Origin of the sequence: Sphingomonas phyllosphaerae 5.2 (assembly GCF_000419605.1) — a bacterium.
GTDB classification, from domain to species: Bacteria; Pseudomonadota; Alphaproteobacteria; order Sphingomonadales; family Sphingomonadaceae; genus Sphingomonas; species Sphingomonas phyllosphaerae_B.
Genome location: NZ_ATTI01000001.1, coordinates 470,204 through 487,566 on the forward strand (window position 1 = coordinate 470,204; position 17,363 = coordinate 487,566).

Below are 17,363 nucleotides of genomic sequence, written 5' to 3' on the forward strand. Positions count from 1 at the left end.
CCGACGTCACAATTCACGAGGCTGGTCCTTGGAGCTTTTCAACCATCGGCTACGTCTCCACGCCGATCCCTCGCGCGTGGTGGTTCGCCCGTTCCACATCGGCTGGATCGCCAATGCGAAGGGCGTCAGCCGTTCGCAGCGGCTGATCAGCGAAGTCATGGACATGTCGCCGCAAGAGGCGCGTGACCAACTGGAGCTGGTGCTCAAGGATTTCGAGGCACGGCACTGGCAGACGCGCCGCGTGTTCATGACCCGCTATGACGAGATCGCCACGGCGCACGGGCTGGATGCCAGTCTGATCTCCGACGAGAAGCGGCAGTTGATCGGCGCGTATTTCTGCCACGAATACAGCTATGCCGCCGCCGCGCTGATGAACCCCAGCGCGGTGCCGCATCCCGATCAGTCCGGGATGGAGGACGGTGCGCAGCGGATCGTCATGAGCCTGCGCGCGGTGGGCGAGGGGCACATCTCCTCGGTGGCGTTCCGCGAAGGTATCATCACCAGCGAGAACGAGCTCAAGCTTGCACCCGAGCCGCCGTTCGCCACCGCCACCGATGCGACCGGCACCGATGAGGAAGCACCGCCCAGCGGGCCGGTGACGGTCCACCGCCACCGCGACAGCACGCTGTCGGGCACGGTGATCTTCCCGATCACCGATGCGCAGTCCAAGGGGCTGGAGGATCTGCGGCTCGTGCACTTCCAGCACGGAGACGGCAGCTACGAATGGCTGGGCACCTATACCGCCTATAATGGCGCGACGATCCAGTCGGAGCTGATGCGCACCCGCGATTTCCGCGCGTTCGACCTGATCCCGATGACCGGCAGCGCGGCGCGCAACAAGGGCATCGCGCTGTTCCCGCGCAAGGTGGGCGGCGAATATCTGTCGATCGGGCGGCAGGACGGCGAAAACCTTTACCTGCTGCGCACCGACGACCTGACGCACTGGGATGACGGCGAGCTGATCCTGAAGCCGATCTTTCCGTGGGAGTTCGTGCAGATCGGCAATTGCGGTCCGCCGATCGAGATCGACGAGGGCTGGTTGTTGCTGACGCACGGCGTCGGCGCGATGCGGAAGTATTCGATTGGCGCGGCGCTGCTCGACAAGGAAAACCCCGCGCGCGTGATCGGCCGCACGCGTTCGCCGATCCTCGCTGCGGCGGATCAGGACCGCGAGGGCTATGTGCCCAACGTGGTCTACACCTGCGGTGCGATGAAACATGGCGACAAGCTGTTCATGCCGTACGGGATCGCGGACAGCTCGGTCGGCTTCGCATTCGTCTCGATCAAGGAACTGCTGGCGAAGATGTGACCGGTCGCAGCCGCGGCACCGTCCGCGGCGCCGCGCGGCCGACGGTCGCGCGGTGACAGGTCCGGCCGGCGGGGCAGCACCGTCGCTTTTGTTCGACGTCACGCCGGCGGCGCGATTGGCGGGTTCTTGCGGCGTTCTTGCACGCCGGGCGACCCGGGATGTCGTGACCGCCTGTGACAACGCTCAACGACGTCAGCGCAGGCCGCGACGGCTCATCCAGTCCAGCGGCTTTCCTGCGACGGCCGCAGATCGTGCAGCCTGTTCGACCAGCGCTGCGCTGGCACGGCATATCGACGCGGCGGTGACGTGCCGCTCCGGCTGGGCACGCGAACTCAAGGGACCGCCGATTGTCCTGCTGCCGTACCGCCAGGCCGCCTGTCACCACTGCTATGTCGCCGTTCAGCGAGCCCCAGCCGGCTCGCCCGTCACGACCTCGGCCGCGCTGACTTCTTCCCCGCCATGCTCCGCCTGACGGTGATCTCGCGCTACTGTCCGCTACTGCCAACCGGTGATCGAGCGTTGCCCGAGGCAGAACGCGACGGCGATATCATCACCGGGCGTTCCCGCGCTTTTACCGGTTTCACTGCGCGAGTCGGGACCGCGTGGCGGCGCTTACAAGTCGGCTTCACCGCGTCATGCTCGCGACAAAGGCGGGCTGCAGTACGGCTGCCCAGGAAAAGACCTGACCACGCGCAGCGTGCTTGCACATCGTCCGTTGCAACCGGGCCTCGGCGTTCGCCGGGGTGCCGCGAGACACTGCCGGCTCGGTCCTGCGACGGATCGTCACTCAAGTCCGAAGTCGAATCTGCCTGCCTCACGATATTTACGACACAATCGACGTGGGCCGGCCTTGATGCCGCCTCATGAGCTCGCGGGCGTCTGATTGATGTGACGGCGAAGATCAGGTGTCGATGCTCGGTGAACGTCGATCGTGTTGAACTGCTGCGGCTTGCCCGGCACTCCGTCCTTGCGAGCGGAGCGAGGCAATCCGCGGCGTACTGGTCCGGCTCTGGATCGCTTCCTCGTGTCCGCCAAGACGGCGTCGTGAAGGGTGCGCAGCCGTGGTGAACGCAGCGGTCCACCCTATCCGCCTCGCCGGCCCGACGCCTGCCTTCGCCGGCAGTCGGGCGAAGGCGTGCGCGGCGTCAGGTCACTCCTTCGCCGCAGCCTTCTTCGCAGGCGCCTTCTTCGCAGGCGCCTTCTTCGCGGGCACCTTTTTCGCCGCGCCCGCCGCCGGCTTCTTCACAGCGGCCTTTTTCGCCGGCGCCTTCTTCTTCGTCTTCCCCGCCGGCGCTGCCGCCGCGCGGTCGTCGATCAGTTGCGCGGCTTCCTCCAGCGTCAGCTGGTCCGGCGCGATCGTCTTCGGCAGCGTCGCATTGGTCGTGCCGTCGGTGACGTACGGGCCGTAGCGGCCCTCCATCAGCTTCAGCTCCGCCTCGGTGCGGGGGTGTGCGCCAAGCACCTTCAATGGCTCCCGCGCCGCGCCGCGTGCCGGCCGACCGCCGCTCGCCGCCGCCTCGGCCAGCTTGACCACCGCGGCGTTCATGCCGGTCTCGAAGACCTCGGCGGTCGACTGCAACCGCGCGTATTTGCCCTCGTGGACCAGATACGGGCCATAGCGCCCGATGCTGGCGGCGATGTCCTTGCCCGTCTCCGGATGCTGCCCGACGACGCGCGGCAGGTTCAGCAGCTTGAGCGCCATTTCCAGATCCAGCTCGCCGATGTCCTTCGGGATCGACGCGCGCTTGGCTTCCTTGCCCTCGCCCAGCTGGATGTACGGGCCGAACCGCCCGCTCTTGCGCTCGACCGGCAGGCCGGTCTCGGGATCGTGGCCAAGCTGTTCCGGCGTCGCGTCCTCGGCCGCCGCATCGCCGCCCTGCGCGAAGCGACGCGTGAACTTGCAGTCCGGATAGTTGCTGCATGCGATGAACGCGCCGAACTTGCCGCCGCGCAGCGCCAGTTGCCCGGCCTGGCATGCCGGGCACAGCCGCGGATCGCCGCCGTCGGCCTTGTCGGGGAAAAGATAGGGCGCCAGGAACTGGTCGAGCGCGGCGGTCACCTCGCTCGGCTTCTGCTCCATCACCTCGGCGGTCCGCGGCTTGAAGTCGCGCCAGAACGCTTCCAGCACCGCCTGCCATTGCGCGCGTCCGCCGGACACGTCGTCCAGCTCCTCTTCCAGCCCGGCGGTGAAATCATAGCCGACATAGCGTTCGAAGAAGCGCTCGAGGAAGGCCGTTACCAGTCGTCCGCTCTCCTCGGCGAAGAAGCGGTTCTTCTCGACGCGCACATAGGCGCGGTCCTTCAGTGTCTTGATGATCGAGGCATAGGTCGACGGGCGACCGATCCCCAGTTCTTCCATGCGCTTGACCAGCGACGCTTCGGAGAAGCGCGGCGGTGGCTGGGTGAAATGCTGCTCGGCGTCGACGCCCTTCTTGGCCGGGGCGTCGCCCTCGCGCAGCCGCGGCAGGCGCTTGGCGTCCTCGTCCTGGCTGTCGTCCTGCCCTTCCTCGTAGAGCGCGAGGTAGCCGGGGAACAGCACCACCTGCCCGGTCGCGCGCAACACGTTGCGCCCGGTGCCGTCGGCCAGTTCCACGGTCGTGCGCTCCATCCGCGCCGACGCCATCTGCGACGCCAGCGCGCGCTTCCAGACGAGGTCGTAGAGCCGCGCATGGTCGCCGCTGCCGACGCGGTCCCTCGCGAAGTCGGTCGGGCGGATCGCCTCGTGCGCTTCCTGCGCGTTCTTCGCCTTGGTCTGGTACTGGCGCGGCTTGTCGGGCACATAGCCGCCGTCGTAGCGATCGACGATCGCGACGCGGGCGGCGGAGATGGCGCTGTGGTCCATCTGCACGCCGTCGGTCCGCATGTAGGTGATCGCGCCGTCCTCGTAGAGCTGCTGCGCGATCCGCATCGTGTGGTCGGCGGAGAAGCCGAGCTTGCGCGCCGCCTCCTGCTGCAACGTCGAGGTCGTGAACGGCGGTGGCGGGTTGCGCGTCGCCGGCTTCGTCTCGACCGACTGGACCACGAAGCGACCGTCCTCGACCGCCGCCTTGGCCTTCAGCGCGTCGCCCTCGTTGCCGATCGACAGCCGGTCGAGCTTCTTGCCGTCCCATTGCACCAGCCGGGCCGCGAACGGCGTGCCGTCCTGCTCCAGCTGCGCGATGACCGACCAATATTCCTGCGCACGGAACGCCTCGATCTCGCGCTCGCGGCTGACGATCAGGCGCAGCGCGACGGACTGTACGCGGCCCGCCGACTTGGCGCCCGGCAGCTTGCGCCACAGCACCGGCGACAGCGTGAAGCCGACGAGATAGTCCAGCGCCCGCCGCGCGCGATAGGCGTCGATCAGGTCGGTATCCAGCTCGCGCGGCGCCTGCATCGCCTCCGTCACCGCCTGCTTGGTGATCGCGTTGAACGTCACGCGCTGCACGTCCTTGGGCAGCGCCTTGCGCTTGGCGAGCACCTCCTGCACGTGCCAGCTGATCGCCTCACCCTCGCGATCGGGATCGGTTGCCAGGATCAGGCGGTCGGCGGTCTTGGCGAGATCGGCGATCGCCTTCAGCTGCTTGGCCTTGTCGGCGTAGTTTTCCCACTCCATCGCGAACCCCTCGTCGGGATTCACGGACCCGTCGCGCGGCGGCAGGTCGCGGACGTGACCGTAGCTGGCGAGGACGCGATAGTCCGAACCGAGGTACTTCTCGATGGTTTTGGCCTTGGCCGGCGATTCGACGATGACGAGCTGCATTGGTGCCTAACTAGGGAGCCTCACACGTACGTGCGAGGGTGAGGGCTGTCGACGGGGGGCGTCAAGCCGCCAGCGTCGGCGTGATCTTGGGTAGCGGGAGCACGTCACAAAAGGCTCACCCGTCCGCCGGCGTGCCGCTCCAGGCGACCGGCCAGCTCGATCTCCAGCAGCACCATCTGCACCACCGCAGGCGCGCATCCGGACTGCCGCACCAGTTCGTCGACCGCGACCGGCACCGGGCCGAGCAGCGAATCGATCCGCTGCCGCTCGGCATCGCTGGCGTCGGCAGGCGGCGGCGCGCCCCAGCCGCGGGCCGGCGCGCGCACCGCCGCGCGCGCGTCGATCGGGCGCAGCTGTTCCAGCACGTCGGCGGCATTCTGCACCAGCGTCGCGCCGTCACGGATCAGCGTGTTGCAGCCCTGCGCGCGCGGATCGGACGGATGACCCGGCACTGCCATCACCTCGCGGCCCTGCTCCCCCGCCAGCCGCGCGGTGATGAGCGAGCCGGAGCGCGGCGCCGCCTCCACCACCAGCGTGCCCAGCGCCAGCCCGGCGATGATGCGATTGCGGTGCGGGAAGTGCCGCGCGCGCGGCTCGGTGCCGGGCGGCATCTCGGCGATCAGCAGCGCTTCCTGCGCGATCCGCTCCTGGAGCGCGGCGTTCTCGGGCGGGTAGGCGACATCGATCCCGCCCGCGATCACCGCGATCGTCGCGTGGCCGGCGCCCTCGTGCGCCGCGGTGTCGATCCCGCGCGCCAGCCCGGAGACGACGCTCGCCCGCTCCGCCGCCAGATCGTGCGCCAGCGTGCGCGCGAAGCGGCACGCCGCGGCCGACGCGTTGCGTGCGCCGACCAGCGCCACCGGCGTGCGCGTCACCAGCGACAGGTCGCCTCGCACCGTCAGCACCGCCGGCGCATTGTCGATCTCCGCCAGCAACGCCGGGTAATCGCTATCGCCCAGGAACAGCAGCCGTGCGCCGAGCTTCTCGATCAGCTGCTGCTCGCGTTCGATCGCCGCGGTAGAGGGAGGCTCCGGCACGCGCCCGCCGCCACGCCGCGCCAGCTCCGGCAATGCGTCCAGCGCCGCCGCCGCCGAGCCGAAGCGTGCCAGCAATTGCCGATAGCTGACCGGGCCGATCGACGGCGTGCGGATCAGCCGCAGCCGCGCCGCCACCTCGTCCGCAGCCGTCGTCATCAGTCGCCGCCGCCGCCGCCGTCGCAACCACCGCCGCCACCGCCGCCATCGCCGCAACCAGCGTCGCCGATGTCGCCACCACCGCTGTCATCACCGCCGCCGCCGCCGGCCGCATGCTGCTTCGACGCGCCGACGCGCGGTTCGGTGCCGTCGACCAGCCGCGCGATATTGGCGCGATGCTTCCAGAGCACGATCGCGGCCAGCGCCATCAACAACGGCACCACGTCGAAATCGCCGAGGATCGCGGCGGTCACCGGCGTGCTGATCGCCGCCGCCATCCCGGCCAGCGACGACAGCCGCGTCGCCGCCAGCAATCCCAGCCACACGATCGCGAACACCAGCCCGATCGGCCAGCCGAGCCCCAGCGCGATCCCCATCAGCGTCGCCACCCCCTTGCCGCCGCGAAGGCGCAGCCACACCGGATAGCAATGCCCGATCAACGCGCCCGCCGCTGCCAGCGGTTGATCGCCCGGCCAGATCCACGCCACCAGCAGCACCGCGGCCAGCCCCTTGGCGAGGTCGAGCAGCAACGTCGCCGCCGCCAGCCCCTTGCGCCCGGTACGCAGCACGTTGGTGGCGCCGATGTTGCCCGAGCCGATTTGCCGCAGGTCGCCCGCACCGGTCATGCGCGTCAAAATCACCCCGAAGGGGATCGACCCCAGCAGGTATCCGATCAGCAACGCCGACAGCGGCGCCATCCAGATGATCTCGGTTGGCAGCGTTCGATCCCCCTTGGTGCGCCCGGCTTAGCCGAAACGTTTCGGGTACGCCACCGCGAGAGCGTTGCCGGCCGCCACCGTTCCGGACTAAGCGCGGCGGGTGACAGAGGCGGCACCGATCCTGTTCTTCGATTCCGGGGTGGGCGGCCTGTCGGTGGTCGCGCCCACCCGCGCGCTGCTGCCCACCGCGCCGATCGTCTATGCCGCGGATTCGGCGGGCTTCCCCTACGGAACACGCACCGAGGCGGAGATTGCGGCGCGCGTGCCGGCGCTGCTCGGGCGGCTGGTGGAGCGCTATCGCCCGCGGCTGGTGGTGATCGCCTGCAACACCGCCTCGACGATCGCGCTGCCGGTGGTGCGCGCGGCGCTGGACGTCGCAGTGGTCGGCACCGTCCCCGCGATCAAACCGGCCGCGGCGATGAGCATCACGCGTGTCATCGGCGTGCTTGGCACCGAGGCGACGGTGCGCCAGCCGTATGTCGACGATCTCGCGGCGCGCTTCGCGGCCGATTGCACGGTCCTGCGCCACGGGTCGGCGGCGCTGGTGGAGCTCGCCGAGGCGAAGCTGGCCGGCGAGGCGCCTGATCCCGCAGGGGTGCGCCGCGCGCTGGACGGGTTGTTCGGGCAGCCCGGCGGGGACCGGATCGACGTGATCGTCAACGCCTGCACGCACTTCCCGTTGCTGGAGGCGGACATGGCGGCCGTCGCGCCGCCCGGCATGCGCTTCGTCGATGGCGGCCCGGGCATCGCGCGCCGAATCGCCTGTCTCACCGCGGGGCAGGAATGGCCGGCCGTGCCGGGCGGCGACACCTTGGTGTTCACGCGGCTGGGCGAGCGCGAGCGTCGGCTCGCGGCGGCGCTCCACTCCGCCCACGTCGAGGCGCTGTAGCGGCCGCAAACGCCGTTAGGCACGGGGGGTAGGGCAATTTGTCCACGCTTTCCGATTACACAGAATGCTGTTCTGCGCTGGCTATCGCGCTCGGCAGGGAGTAATCGCGGGCACCATGAGGACGGAGAGCATCGAGGCGCGCGGCGTGGATTACTCGCGCGTGTTCACCCAGGCGATCGACCGGCTGCACGCCGAAGGTCGGTATCGCGTGTTCATCGACATTCTCCGCAACAAGGGGATGTTCCCCAATGCGCGCTGCTTCGCCGGACACAACGGGCCGAAGCCGATCACCGTCTGGTGCTCGAACGATTACCTCGCGATGGGTCAGCATCCGAAGGTGATCGCCGCGATGGAAGAGGCGCTGCACGATGTCGGCGCGGGCTCCGGCGGCACGCGCAACATCGGCGGCAACACCCATTATCACGTCGATCTCGAGCACGAACTGGCCGACCTGCACGGCAAGCAGGCGGCATTGCTGTTCACGTCCGGCTATGTCTCGAACGAGGCGACGCTGTCGACGCTGGCGCGTGTGCTGCCGGGCTGCATCATCTATTCCGACGCGCTGAACCACGCCTCGATGATCGCCGGCATCCGCAATTCCGGCTGCGAAAAGCGCGTGTTCCGCCACAACGACCTCGCGCATCTCGAGGAACTGCTCGCCGCTGACGACGCCGCAGTGCCCAAGCTGATCGCCTTCGAGAGCGTCTATTCGATGGAGGGCGACATCGCCCCGATCGCAGCGATCTGCGACCTCGCTGACAAGTATAACGCGCTGACGTATCTGGACGAGGTTCATGCGGTGGGCATGTACGGCGCGCGCGGCGGCGGCATCTCGGAGCGTGACGGCGTCGCCGATCGGCTGACGATCATCGAGGGCACGCTCGGCAAGGCGTTCGGGGTGATGGGGGGCTATATCGCCGCCGATCGCACGATCATCGACGTGATCCGCTCCTACGCACCCGGCTTCATCTTCACGACCTCGCTGTCGCCGGTGCTGGTCGCGGGCGTGTTGGCCAGCGTGCGCCACCTGAAGCAATCCAGCGCCGAGCGCGACGGGCAGCAAGCGGCGGCGGCGGCGCTGAAGGCGATGCTGCACGATGCCGGCCTGCCGGTGATGGCGGGCGAGACGCATATCGTGCCCGTGATGGTCGGTGACCCCGTGAAGGCCAAGAAGATCAGCGATATCCTGCTGGCCGAATATGGCGTGTACGTGCAGCCGATCAATTACCCGACGGTGCCGCGCGGAGCGGAGCGGCTGCGCTTCACGCCGGGGCCGGCGCACAGCGAGGCGATGATGCGCGAGCTGGTCGGCGCGCTGGTCGAGATCTGGGATCGGCTGGAGCTGCGGCTGGCGGCGTGATCCCCACGGGATCTGCGCCACCGCCACACAAAGCCGCCTTCATCCTGCGCACGGCGAAGGGCGACTTCGCACCAGACCGACGGAAGCGATCGCTGTCAGGGCCAATCCGATCCTACATAACCGAACGCGATTCAGCGACAGGCGCATGATGGGCGACGCGGGCAGCGGCAAGGCGATAGCATCGCTTGTTCAGTACCGCTCCGACCCACCGCGAACGGTCCTCGACGAGCGCTAAGTGCGGCTGGCGGCATGACAGGGCCGATCAACATTCCGCCGGTTTCCCTGCAAGCTCCGTCGTTGCGAGCGTAGCGACGCAATCCAGAGCCGGACCGGGACACGCCGGCTCGCTACGCTACGCTACGCTACGCTACGCTCGCAATGACGGCTGAAGGGAGCAAATCTGCCTGATCGTGGAAACGCGGTTCGCACGAACAGATCGATCGTCCTTGTCGGTGAGCAATTCGGCACCCGCGGGGCGCTGGAGGCCGATCCCGCCAAGGCGATGGCGGCGTGTTAAATATCCTCTTACCGGTCGCTCTGCGTTCGTCGAACGCCAGGCCCGCGTGCTCCGATACGCCCCGCCCAAATAGGCGATCCTTCTTCAGTGCGTAATTGCCGAAGCGCGAACGGCGCCGGCATGTATGCCAGCGGCTCATCCTCGGCATGTGGACCAGCTGCGCCGCAAGCGCATCTGCGCGCTCTTCCGACCACGGATGGGTAGGGCTGATGGCATAGCCAGCGGAGCTAGGGCCGATCGACGTTCCGCCAGCGTCCCCGCAAGCGCCGTCGTTGCGAGCGTAGCGAAGCAATCCAGGGCGTCGCGCGGGACAATGGACTGCTTCGCTGCGCCCGCAACGACGAGCGGAGCGAGCAGATCTGCCGATCGTGCGAGCGCGGTGCGCCCTGACGGATGGATAATCTTCGTTGCCGAACAGCCCGCCATTCGGGAGGCGTCGAATGTCGATCCCGCCTGGGATCGGCGCGGGCCCTTCCTCATTCGCCGCAGACCCGCCGAGCGCGTGCGCCACGCTCGCCCCGAAGCGCCAGACCTACTTCAATGGTTCGTCGCGCAGTGCGAGCATCGGCGGCAGGTACGGCAACGCTGCCTCCTTCGGCATCGTCGCCAGCTCCGCCGCGATCGCATCGGCGCGGTCCCGGGACGACGGATGCGTGCGGCTGTGGAACATGCCGCCGTCGATGCCGCTGCCATATTCGCGCCAGAAGCGCACCGCCAGTTGGGGGTCCCAGCCGGCGTTGCGCAACAGGTAGGCGCCCAGCAGGTCGGCCTCGGTCTCGGTCCGGCGAAACAGCCGCGCGTTGCGGCCGAACTCAGACAGCAGCCCCCATTTGACCCCCGCCGCCTCGAGCCGGACGCGGTGGCGCAGGATCGCATGCGCCAGCTCGTGCGCGACCACGACCGCGATCTGGTCGTCGCCGAACTTCTCGAACAGCGCGCCGCCGACCTGCACGACCTTGCCGTCCGACGATGCGCCCAGCTTGCTGCCGGTCAGCACCTCGAACTCGACGCGGCACCCGGCGCGCGGCAGCACCGTCACCCGTCGCTCCGCGCCGGCGTGGCGCAGCAGCAGCGGGATCGGTGCGGCGACGGGAAGCGCGGCGATCCGCGCCTGCGCCGCGTCGCGGGTCGCGCTGGTCGGGGTGTCGCTCGGCTGCGGCGCGGGCAGCGGTCGCCCGTCCACCGCTACCACTCCGTCGTCCGCCGCCACCCCGGCGAGCGCCGCGGGTGCGCCCGGCACCACCAGCTCGACCGCGACGGGCGTCGCGAAGCCGTCGCGCAGTTCGCGCGGATATTGGTCCGCGGCATGCAGGGTGGCGCCGATCACCGGCTGCTGCTCGCGGCACAGGGTGGCGTTGGCGGTGGTCAGCCGCCACGCGATCGCCGCCAGTCGCTGGTCGACCTCCAGCAGGCTCGGTGCGGCGTGCGCCGGGAGCGCGGCGAACGCGAGCAGGACGGCGGACAGTCGAAGGAACATACGCATCACTCGGGCTTGTTGGCGGCGGGGCGGAACGCGGCAGGCTCGATCCCGTGGCGCTGCATCCGGTCGTAGAGGCTGCGGCGCGGCAATTGCAACTCTGCCGCCGCCGCACCGACGTCGCCGCGGACCCGCTCCAGCGTGGCGCGGATCGTCGCCGCCTCGAAACGATCGACGCGCTCGGACAGCGGCAGCTGGTCCGCGGCAGTGGCATCGCCGCCGCCCAGCCCCAGCACCACGCGCGTCGCGTAGTTGCGCAGCTCGCGTACGTTGCCGGTCCAGTCGTCGCTCACCAGCCGCGCCTCCACCGCGGCGTCGATCATCGGGCGCGGTCGCCCGAAGCGCTCGGCGGCCTCGCCCAGGAAGAAGGCGAACAGCAGCGGCACGTCGGCGCGGCGCTCGCGTAGCGGCGGGATGCGCAGCCGCACCGTCTCCAGCCGGTAGAGCAGGTCCGCGCGGAACCGTCCGTCGGACGCCGCTGCGGACAGATCGGTCTTGGCGGCAGCCACCACGCGCAGGTTCACGATGCGCGGCGCGGCGCCCGGCTGCGGCAGCTCGCGCTCCTCGACGACGCGCAGCAGCTTGCCCTGCAGGGCCGGCGACATGCTGTCGATCTCGTCCAGGAACAACGTGCCGCGATCGGCATCGGCGATCCGCCCGGGATGCGCGCGGCTGCCGAACAGTGCCTCGTCGGCGATCGCATCGGGCAGGGCGGCGCAGTCGACCGCGACGAACTGCCGCGTACGCCGGTGGCTCCAGCGGTGAAGCAGCAGTGCGACCAGCTCCTTGCCGGTTCCCGTCTCGCCTTCCACCAGCACGTCGACGTCGATGTCGGCGAGCTGGCGGATCGTCTCGCGCAGCCGCACCATCACCGGCGTCTCGCCGATCAGCGGGTAATGCGTCTCCGCCTCCTCGACGGCGACGCGCAGCCGGCGGTTCTCCAGCACCAGCCGCCGCACGTCGAGCGCGCGGCGCACGCTGGCGATCAGGTGGTCGGCCGCGAACGGCTTGGCGATGAAGTCCCACGCGCCCTTCTTCAGCGCGGCGACCGCGGTGGCGATGTCGCCGTGCCCGGTCATCAGGATCACCGGCAGTTCGGGGTCGCGCGCCGCCACCGCCTCGGCGACGGCGTGGCCGTCCATCTTCGGCATGCGGATGTCGCTGACCACCACGCCGGGAAAGTCGGCGCCGAGCAGCGCCAGCGCCGCGCGCGGGTCGGCGAACGGCTCGACGTCGATGCCCGCGATCGCGAAGCTGTCGGCCAGCGCATGACGCAGCCCGTCGTCGTCGTCGATCAGCACGACGCGCAAGGCGGGCGGAGCGGTGGGTGTGTCGTTCATGCGCGTCGCACCGTCGCCACGAACGCCGTGCCCCCCAGCGGCGACGCGACGATCTGCAGGCTGCCCTCGAACTGCACCATGATGTCGCGTGCGATCCCCAGGCCGAGTCCCAGTCCGTCGGGCTTGCCGGTCACGAACGGGCTGAACACGTCCTCGCCCAGCGCCGGGTCGATGCCCCCGCCGTTATCCGCCACGGTCACGCTCACCCATGTCCCTTCCTCATCCACCAGCAGTGCGATGCGTGGATCGTCGCGCCCGGCGACTGCGTCCAGCGCGTTGTTGAGCAGGTTGACCAGCACCTGTTCCAGCCGCACGCGCCCCGCGATCACCGCGGGTTGCCCGCGCGCCGGCCAATCCAGCGCGACGTTCGCGCCGCGCAGCCGGTCGCCGACCAGCAGCAGCGTACCCTCCAGCACCTCGTCGAGCGCCACCGGCTCGATCCGTCCGGTGCCGCGGCGTGCGAAGCGGCGCATCTCCTGCGTGATCGACCCGATCCGCGCGGTCAGCCCGACCGCGCTTTCCAGCGTCGCGCGCACGCGATCGAGCCGGCCATGATCCAGGTGATGCTGCGCATTCTCGGCCAGCGTGCGGATCGTCGCGACCGGCTGGTTGATCTCGTGCGCCAGCCCGGCGGTGATCGATCCCAGCGACGCGAGCCGGTTCGCCTGCGCCAGTTCCTCGCGCGCGGCACGGAAGCGCCGGTCGGCGTCGGCGCGGCGCTCCATCTCGGCGCTGAGCTCGGCAGTGCGCTCGGCGACCGCTTCCTTCAGTTCCTCGCGCACCGCCGCGCCGCGCGCCGCGCGGCTCGCGCGCCACACCAGCAACGCGGCCAGCAGCACCAGCACCAGCACCAGCGTCGCGGTGGCCAGCCGCGCCAGCCCGGTCGCCTCGCGCAGCGCACGTGCGATCGACACCGTGCGCACCAGTCGCCAGCCGGGTACGTCGAGCGTTGTCGCGACCATCAACAGGGTCGGATCGGCGCCCGGCCGGAAAGACGTCGGCGGCAGCGGTTCGTCGCCGAACTGCCCGCTGGCCCGGATCGCGGCGCGCGTCGCGGGCGACAGCGGGTAGAGCGTGCGCAACCGCTCGCGCCGGTCGGTCGTGGCCAGCACGATGCCGCGCGCATCGCTCAGCAACGTAACGCCGGGATCGTTGGCCCAGGCGCGCGCCACCGCCTCGAACTCCACCTTTACCACCACCACGCCGAGCGGCCCGCGCGAGCCGTCGATCCGCCGCGCCATGAACAGCCCGGGCCGGCCGCTGACGTTGCCCAGCGCGAAATATTCCGACGCCGCGTTGCGCATCGCCATCCGGAAATAGGGACGAAAACGATAGTCGTGCCCGACGAAGCTGTTCGGCGTTGCCGCGTTCGATGCCGCGACGGTCAGCCCGCGCGCGTCGATCGCATAGATCACCGCCGCGCCGGTCCGCGCGGCAAGCGGCGCCAGCTTCCGGTCGAGCCGCCGCGCCGCGCCCGCATCGGTGCCGCCGGTCAGCGCATCGCGCAGGTCGCCATATTCGCTCAGCACGATCGGCAGCAGCCGGTATTTGGCCAGTTCGCTGTCGAGCAGCCGCGCCTGTTGCTGCGCGGTACGCAGTGCGGTGCCGCGTGCCTCCTCGCGGGCGTGACGGACCGTCCACGACGCGGCCGCGAGATAGAAGAGCGTCGCGATCGCCACGATCGCCAGCGGCGTCAACAGCCGGGCGTGGCGACGAAGCAGCGACATGCGTGCGGAATATCGCACCCGCGGCTGCGAAGTCACGCAGGATTTCGCGACCGCCGAACTGATCCACAGCAGAACCGCCTATAGAGTTTCGAGTTGATTCATCGTTTTACCCTATCGGCACAGCGACTTTTTGCGATCGCGCCCGTCCGCGTCATGCTGCGGACAAGCCGAGAGACACGGCAAGAGAGGACTGAATGTACAAGGATTTCAACGCGGCGCGCGGCGCCAAGGCAGCCGGGCGCACCATCGCCGTTCGCGCGCTGCTGCTGGGCGGCTCGCTGCTCGTCGCGGTGCCGGCGCTTGCTGCGCCGCTTGATCCTGTCGCCCCGCAGATGACCGGGACGAAGGAGGCTCCGGCCACGCCGTCCGTCGTCGGCTATCCCGCGATCGGCAACGGCGAGGGGACCCTGTCGGGCAAGTACAATGTCTCGCGCTGGGCCGAGGACTGGCGCGCGATGCGCGATCCGGCCAGGCGCGACGATCCGCTCGACCGGCTGAAATACCTGCCGCTGACGCAGGAAGGCGACGTGTACCTGACGCTGTCGGGCGAATTTCGCTATCGCGTGCAGGAAACCACCAACCCGGACCTGCGCGACCGCGCCGCGCAGCGGCAGGAGCGGACGCGGATCTTCGCGGGCGCCGATCTGCATCTCGGCGAGCACGTCCGCTTCTACGGCGAGCTGGCACATGCCGGCTTGTCCGGCGTCAATCTCGGCGCACCGGGCGCCAATTTGCGCAACACGCTGACGCTGCAACAGGGCTTCGGCGAGGTGAAGGGGCAAATCGGCGGCGCCGAAATCGGCGTCCGCGGCGGCCGGCAGGAATTCACCGACGGTCCCAATCTGTTGATGGCGGTGCGCGACGACCCCACGCTGCACTTCGTCCTCGACGGCGTGCGTGGCTATGTCCGCGGCAAGCGCCTGCGTGCCGACGTGTTCGACCTCAACTTCGTGAATTACGGCCGTGAGGGGCTGGGCGACGACCGTACGGACGGCGCGCGGCGGTTCAGCGGCGTGACGTTCGGCTATGTCGTGCCCAACGACTTCCTCGGCACGTCGAAGCTGTTCTTCGATCCGTTCGTCTGGCGGCTGCGCAACCGGGCCGCGGCCTGGGGGCGGCAGACCGCGCGCGAGGAGCGGATGTTCTACGGCCTGCACCTGTACGGCGACGTCGATCGCGCGACGATCGACTGGACCGTCAACTATCAGGCCGGCGACTTCGGCGATCGCAAGATCAGCGCGTGGCAGGCGTTCCTGGCGCAGACATGGCGCATCGCCAAATCGGCCGGCGCGCCGCGCGTCGGCGTCCACGTCGATTATGGCAGCGGCGGCGGCGCTGCCAGCGGGCAGGGTTCGGTGCGCACGGCGAGCGGGTTGTACGGCAACAACATCTATTACAGCTATCAGGGCTTCCTGACGCCGACCAACCTGATGGCGATCTCGCCCAACGTCACGGTGCAACCGGTCAAGAACCTGCGCGTCACCGGCGAATACACGATGGCGTGGCGCCCGAACGTGGGCGAGGCGGTCTATCGTGCCTCCGGCGCTCCCTTTGCGGGGACGCAGAACGTGGGCGGCAAGCACGTCGCGGACCTGATCCGCGCGCAGGCGATCTGGTCGGTGACGCCGCGGATCTCGTTGACCGGGCGTTACGAACACATGATGGTGAAGGACGCGCTGTCGAACGCCGGCTACAAGAACTCGGATTTCCTGGCGGGCTGGATCAGCCTGAGATTCTAGGAACATGAAGCAAGGGAGAGATACATGGCGAGTGCGCCCGACAACGGGAGCCGGTTGAAGTCCATCATCGGTGGCTCGACCGGCAATTTGGTCGAATGGTTCGACTGGTACGTCTACTCGGCGTTCACGCTGTATTTCGCACCGCACTTCTTCCCGTCCGATGATCCGACCGCGCAGCTGCTCAGCGCCGCGGCGGTCTTCGCGGTCGGCTTCGTCATGCGGCCGATCGGCGCATGGATCATGGGCATCTACGCCGATCGCAAGGGCCGCAAGGCGGGGCTGACCTTGTCGGTGACGCTGATGTGCCTCGGTTCGCTCATCATCGCCTGCACGCCCAGCTACGCGACGATCGGCATCTTCGCACCGGCATTGCTGGTGCTCGCGCGGTTGATGCAGGGCCTGTCGGTCGGCGGCGAATATGGCGCCAGCGCGACGTACCTCTCCGAGATGGCCGGCAAGTCGCGACGCGGCTTCTTCTCCGCGTTTCAGTACGTCACCTTGATCTCCGGCCAGTTGCTCGCGATCATGCTGCTGCTGATCCTGCAATCGGTGATGGACAAGCCCGCGCTGGAGGAATGGGGCTGGCGCATTCCGTTCGTGATCGGCGCGTTGCTGGCGGTGGTGGTCTTCTACCTGCGCCGCGGGCTGGCCGAGACGAACAGCTTCAAGAACGCGCATGCCGGTGATGCGCCGAAGTCGGGCTTCCTGATGCTCCTGAAGCATCACCCGCGCGAAACGGCGCTGGTGATGCTGCTCACCGCCGGCGGCACGCTCGCCTTCTATGCCTATTCGATCTACATGCAGAAGTTCCTGGTCAACACGTCCGGCTTCTCGAAGGAAGTCGCGACGCAGATCAACGCGGTGACCCTGTTCATCTTCATGCTGTTGCAGCCGGTCGCGGGCGGCCTGTCGGACAGGATCGGGCGCAAGCCGTTGATGATCGCCTTCGGCGTGGCGGGCGTGCTGTTCACCTACCCGATCTTCTCGGCGCTGGAGCATACCCGCGATGCCACGACCGCCGGGCTGCTCGTGATGGCGGCGCTGATCATCGTCACGGGCTACACCTCGATCAACGCGGTGGTGAAGGCCGAGCTGTTCCCCGCGCACATCCGCGCGCTGGGTGTCGCGCTGCCCTATGCGCTGGCCAACACGATCTTCGGCGGCACCGCCGAATATGTCGCGCTGCGCTTCAAGAAGGGCGGCTGGGAGCAGGGCTTCTACTGGTACGTCACGGTGATGATCGGCATCTCGCTGATCGTATACCTGCGGATGCGCGACACCGGGCGCGACAGCCTCATCAGCGAGGATTGAGGGGGCACTGACCGCCGGCGTCCCTGCGAAGGCAGGGACC

10 protein-coding genes and 1 pseudogene are annotated in these 17,363 nt (G+C 69.0%); 5 read left to right on the forward strand and 6 right to left on the reverse strand.

What is annotated here, in order from left to right:
• The first annotated feature begins 28 nt into the window (after positions 1–28).
• The gene (locus SPHPHY_RS0102310) at positions 29–1,309 is read left to right on the forward strand and encodes a glycoside hydrolase family 130 protein (RefSeq protein ID WP_022685101.1); all 1,281 of its coding nucleotides are present in this window, start codon (positions 29–31) and stop codon (positions 1,307–1,309) included.
• Between the two features lie 1,150 nt (positions 1,310–2,459).
• Here the strand turns inward: SPHPHY_RS0102310 and topA are convergent.
• The 3 genes and pseudogenes from topA to plsY all read right to left on the reverse strand — a co-directional run.
• A complete protein-coding gene (topA, locus tag SPHPHY_RS0102315; RefSeq protein WP_022685102.1) occupies positions 2,460–5,051 on the reverse strand; it encodes a type I DNA topoisomerase in 2,592 nt (863 codons plus the stop codon).
• A gap of 104 nt (positions 5,052–5,155) precedes the next feature.
• Entirely contained in the window at positions 5,156–6,244 is a 1,089-nt protein-coding gene (gene dprA, locus SPHPHY_RS0102320) for a DNA-processing protein DprA (protein ID WP_028056393.1), read from the reverse strand.
• 110 nt (positions 6,245–6,354) lie between these two features.
• Positions 6,355–6,942 (reverse strand): annotated as a pseudogene (gene plsY, locus SPHPHY_RS18965) (glycerol-3-phosphate 1-O-acyltransferase PlsY); the annotation flags it as partial.
• Between the two features lie 121 nt (positions 6,943–7,063).
• Between plsY and murI the strand changes: the two are divergent.
• Positions 7,064–7,852, forward strand: coding sequence for a glutamate racemase (gene murI / locus SPHPHY_RS0102330; RefSeq protein ID WP_022685105.1), 789 nt, complete (start codon positions 7,064–7,066; stop codon positions 7,850–7,852).
• A 115-nt stretch (positions 7,853–7,967) separates the two neighbouring features.
• The gene (gene hemA, locus SPHPHY_RS0102335) at positions 7,968–9,212 is read left to right on the forward strand and encodes a 5-aminolevulinate synthase (RefSeq protein ID WP_022685106.1); all 1,245 of its coding nucleotides are present in this window, start codon (positions 7,968–7,970) and stop codon (positions 9,210–9,212) included.
• A 1,049-nt stretch (positions 9,213–10,261) separates the two neighbouring features.
• Here hemA and SPHPHY_RS18970 read toward each other — a convergent pair.
• Genes SPHPHY_RS18970 through SPHPHY_RS0102350 form a run of 3 tightly spaced genes read right to left on the reverse strand, consistent with a single transcriptional unit; the run spans position 10,262 to position 14,273 of the window.
• Positions 10,262–11,212 (reverse strand): M48 family metallopeptidase, encoded by a 951-nt coding sequence (locus SPHPHY_RS18970; protein WP_043129901.1) that lies wholly within the window; start codon positions 11,210–11,212, stop codon positions 10,262–10,264.
• On the reverse strand, positions 11,212–12,546 hold the full coding sequence (locus tag SPHPHY_RS0102345; RefSeq protein ID WP_022685108.1) for a sigma-54-dependent transcriptional regulator: 1,335 nt from the start codon (positions 12,544–12,546) through the stop codon (positions 11,212–11,214). Before SPHPHY_RS0102345 ends, SPHPHY_RS18970 begins: the two co-directional genes overlap by 1 nt.
• A complete protein-coding gene (locus SPHPHY_RS0102350; RefSeq protein WP_022685109.1) occupies positions 12,543–14,273 on the reverse strand; it encodes an ATP-binding protein in 1,731 nt (576 codons plus the stop codon). Before SPHPHY_RS0102350 ends, SPHPHY_RS0102345 begins: the two co-directional genes overlap by 4 nt.
• Before the next feature lie 194 nt (positions 14,274–14,467).
• Between SPHPHY_RS0102350 and SPHPHY_RS0102355 the strand changes: the two genes are divergently transcribed.
• Both SPHPHY_RS0102355 and SPHPHY_RS0102360 read left to right on the forward strand, forming a co-directional pair.
• Entirely contained in the window at positions 14,468–16,012 is a 1,545-nt protein-coding gene (locus tag SPHPHY_RS0102355; protein ID WP_022685110.1) for an alginate export family protein, read from the forward strand.
• Between the two features lie 24 nt (positions 16,013–16,036).
• Positions 16,037–17,323 carry an MFS transporter gene (locus SPHPHY_RS0102360; protein WP_022685111.1) on the forward strand — a complete coding sequence of 429 codons (1,287 nt, stop codon included), beginning with the start codon at positions 16,037–16,039 and terminating at the stop codon, positions 17,321–17,323.
• Positions 17,324–17,363 lie beyond the last annotated feature (40 nt).

Coding starts and splice junctions, on each gene's coding strand:
- SPHPHY_RS0102345 (WP_022685108.1), bottom strand. CDS start 12,546: ATGAACGACACACCCACCGCTCCGCCCGCCTTGCGCGTCGTGCTGATC.
- SPHPHY_RS0102355 (WP_022685110.1), top strand. CDS start 14,468: ATGTACAAGGATTTCAACGCGGCGCGCGGCGCCAAGGCAGCCGGGCGC.
- SPHPHY_RS18970 (WP_043129901.1), bottom strand. CDS start 11,212: ATGCGTATGTTCCTTCGACTGTCCGCCGTCCTGCTCGCGTTCGCCGCG.
- hemA (WP_022685106.1), top strand. CDS start 7,968: ATGAGGACGGAGAGCATCGAGGCGCGCGGCGTGGATTACTCGCGCGTG.
- topA (WP_022685102.1), bottom strand. CDS start 5,051: ATGCAGCTCGTCATCGTCGAATCGCCGGCCAAGGCCAAAACCATCGAG.
- SPHPHY_RS0102360 (WP_022685111.1), top strand. CDS start 16,037: ATGGCGAGTGCGCCCGACAACGGGAGCCGGTTGAAGTCCATCATCGGT.
- SPHPHY_RS0102350 (WP_022685109.1), bottom strand. CDS start 14,273: ATGTCGCTGCTTCGTCGCCACGCCCGGCTGTTGACGCCGCTGGCGATC.
- dprA (WP_028056393.1), bottom strand. CDS start 6,244: ATGACGACGGCTGCGGACGAGGTGGCGGCGCGGCTGCGGCTGATCCGC.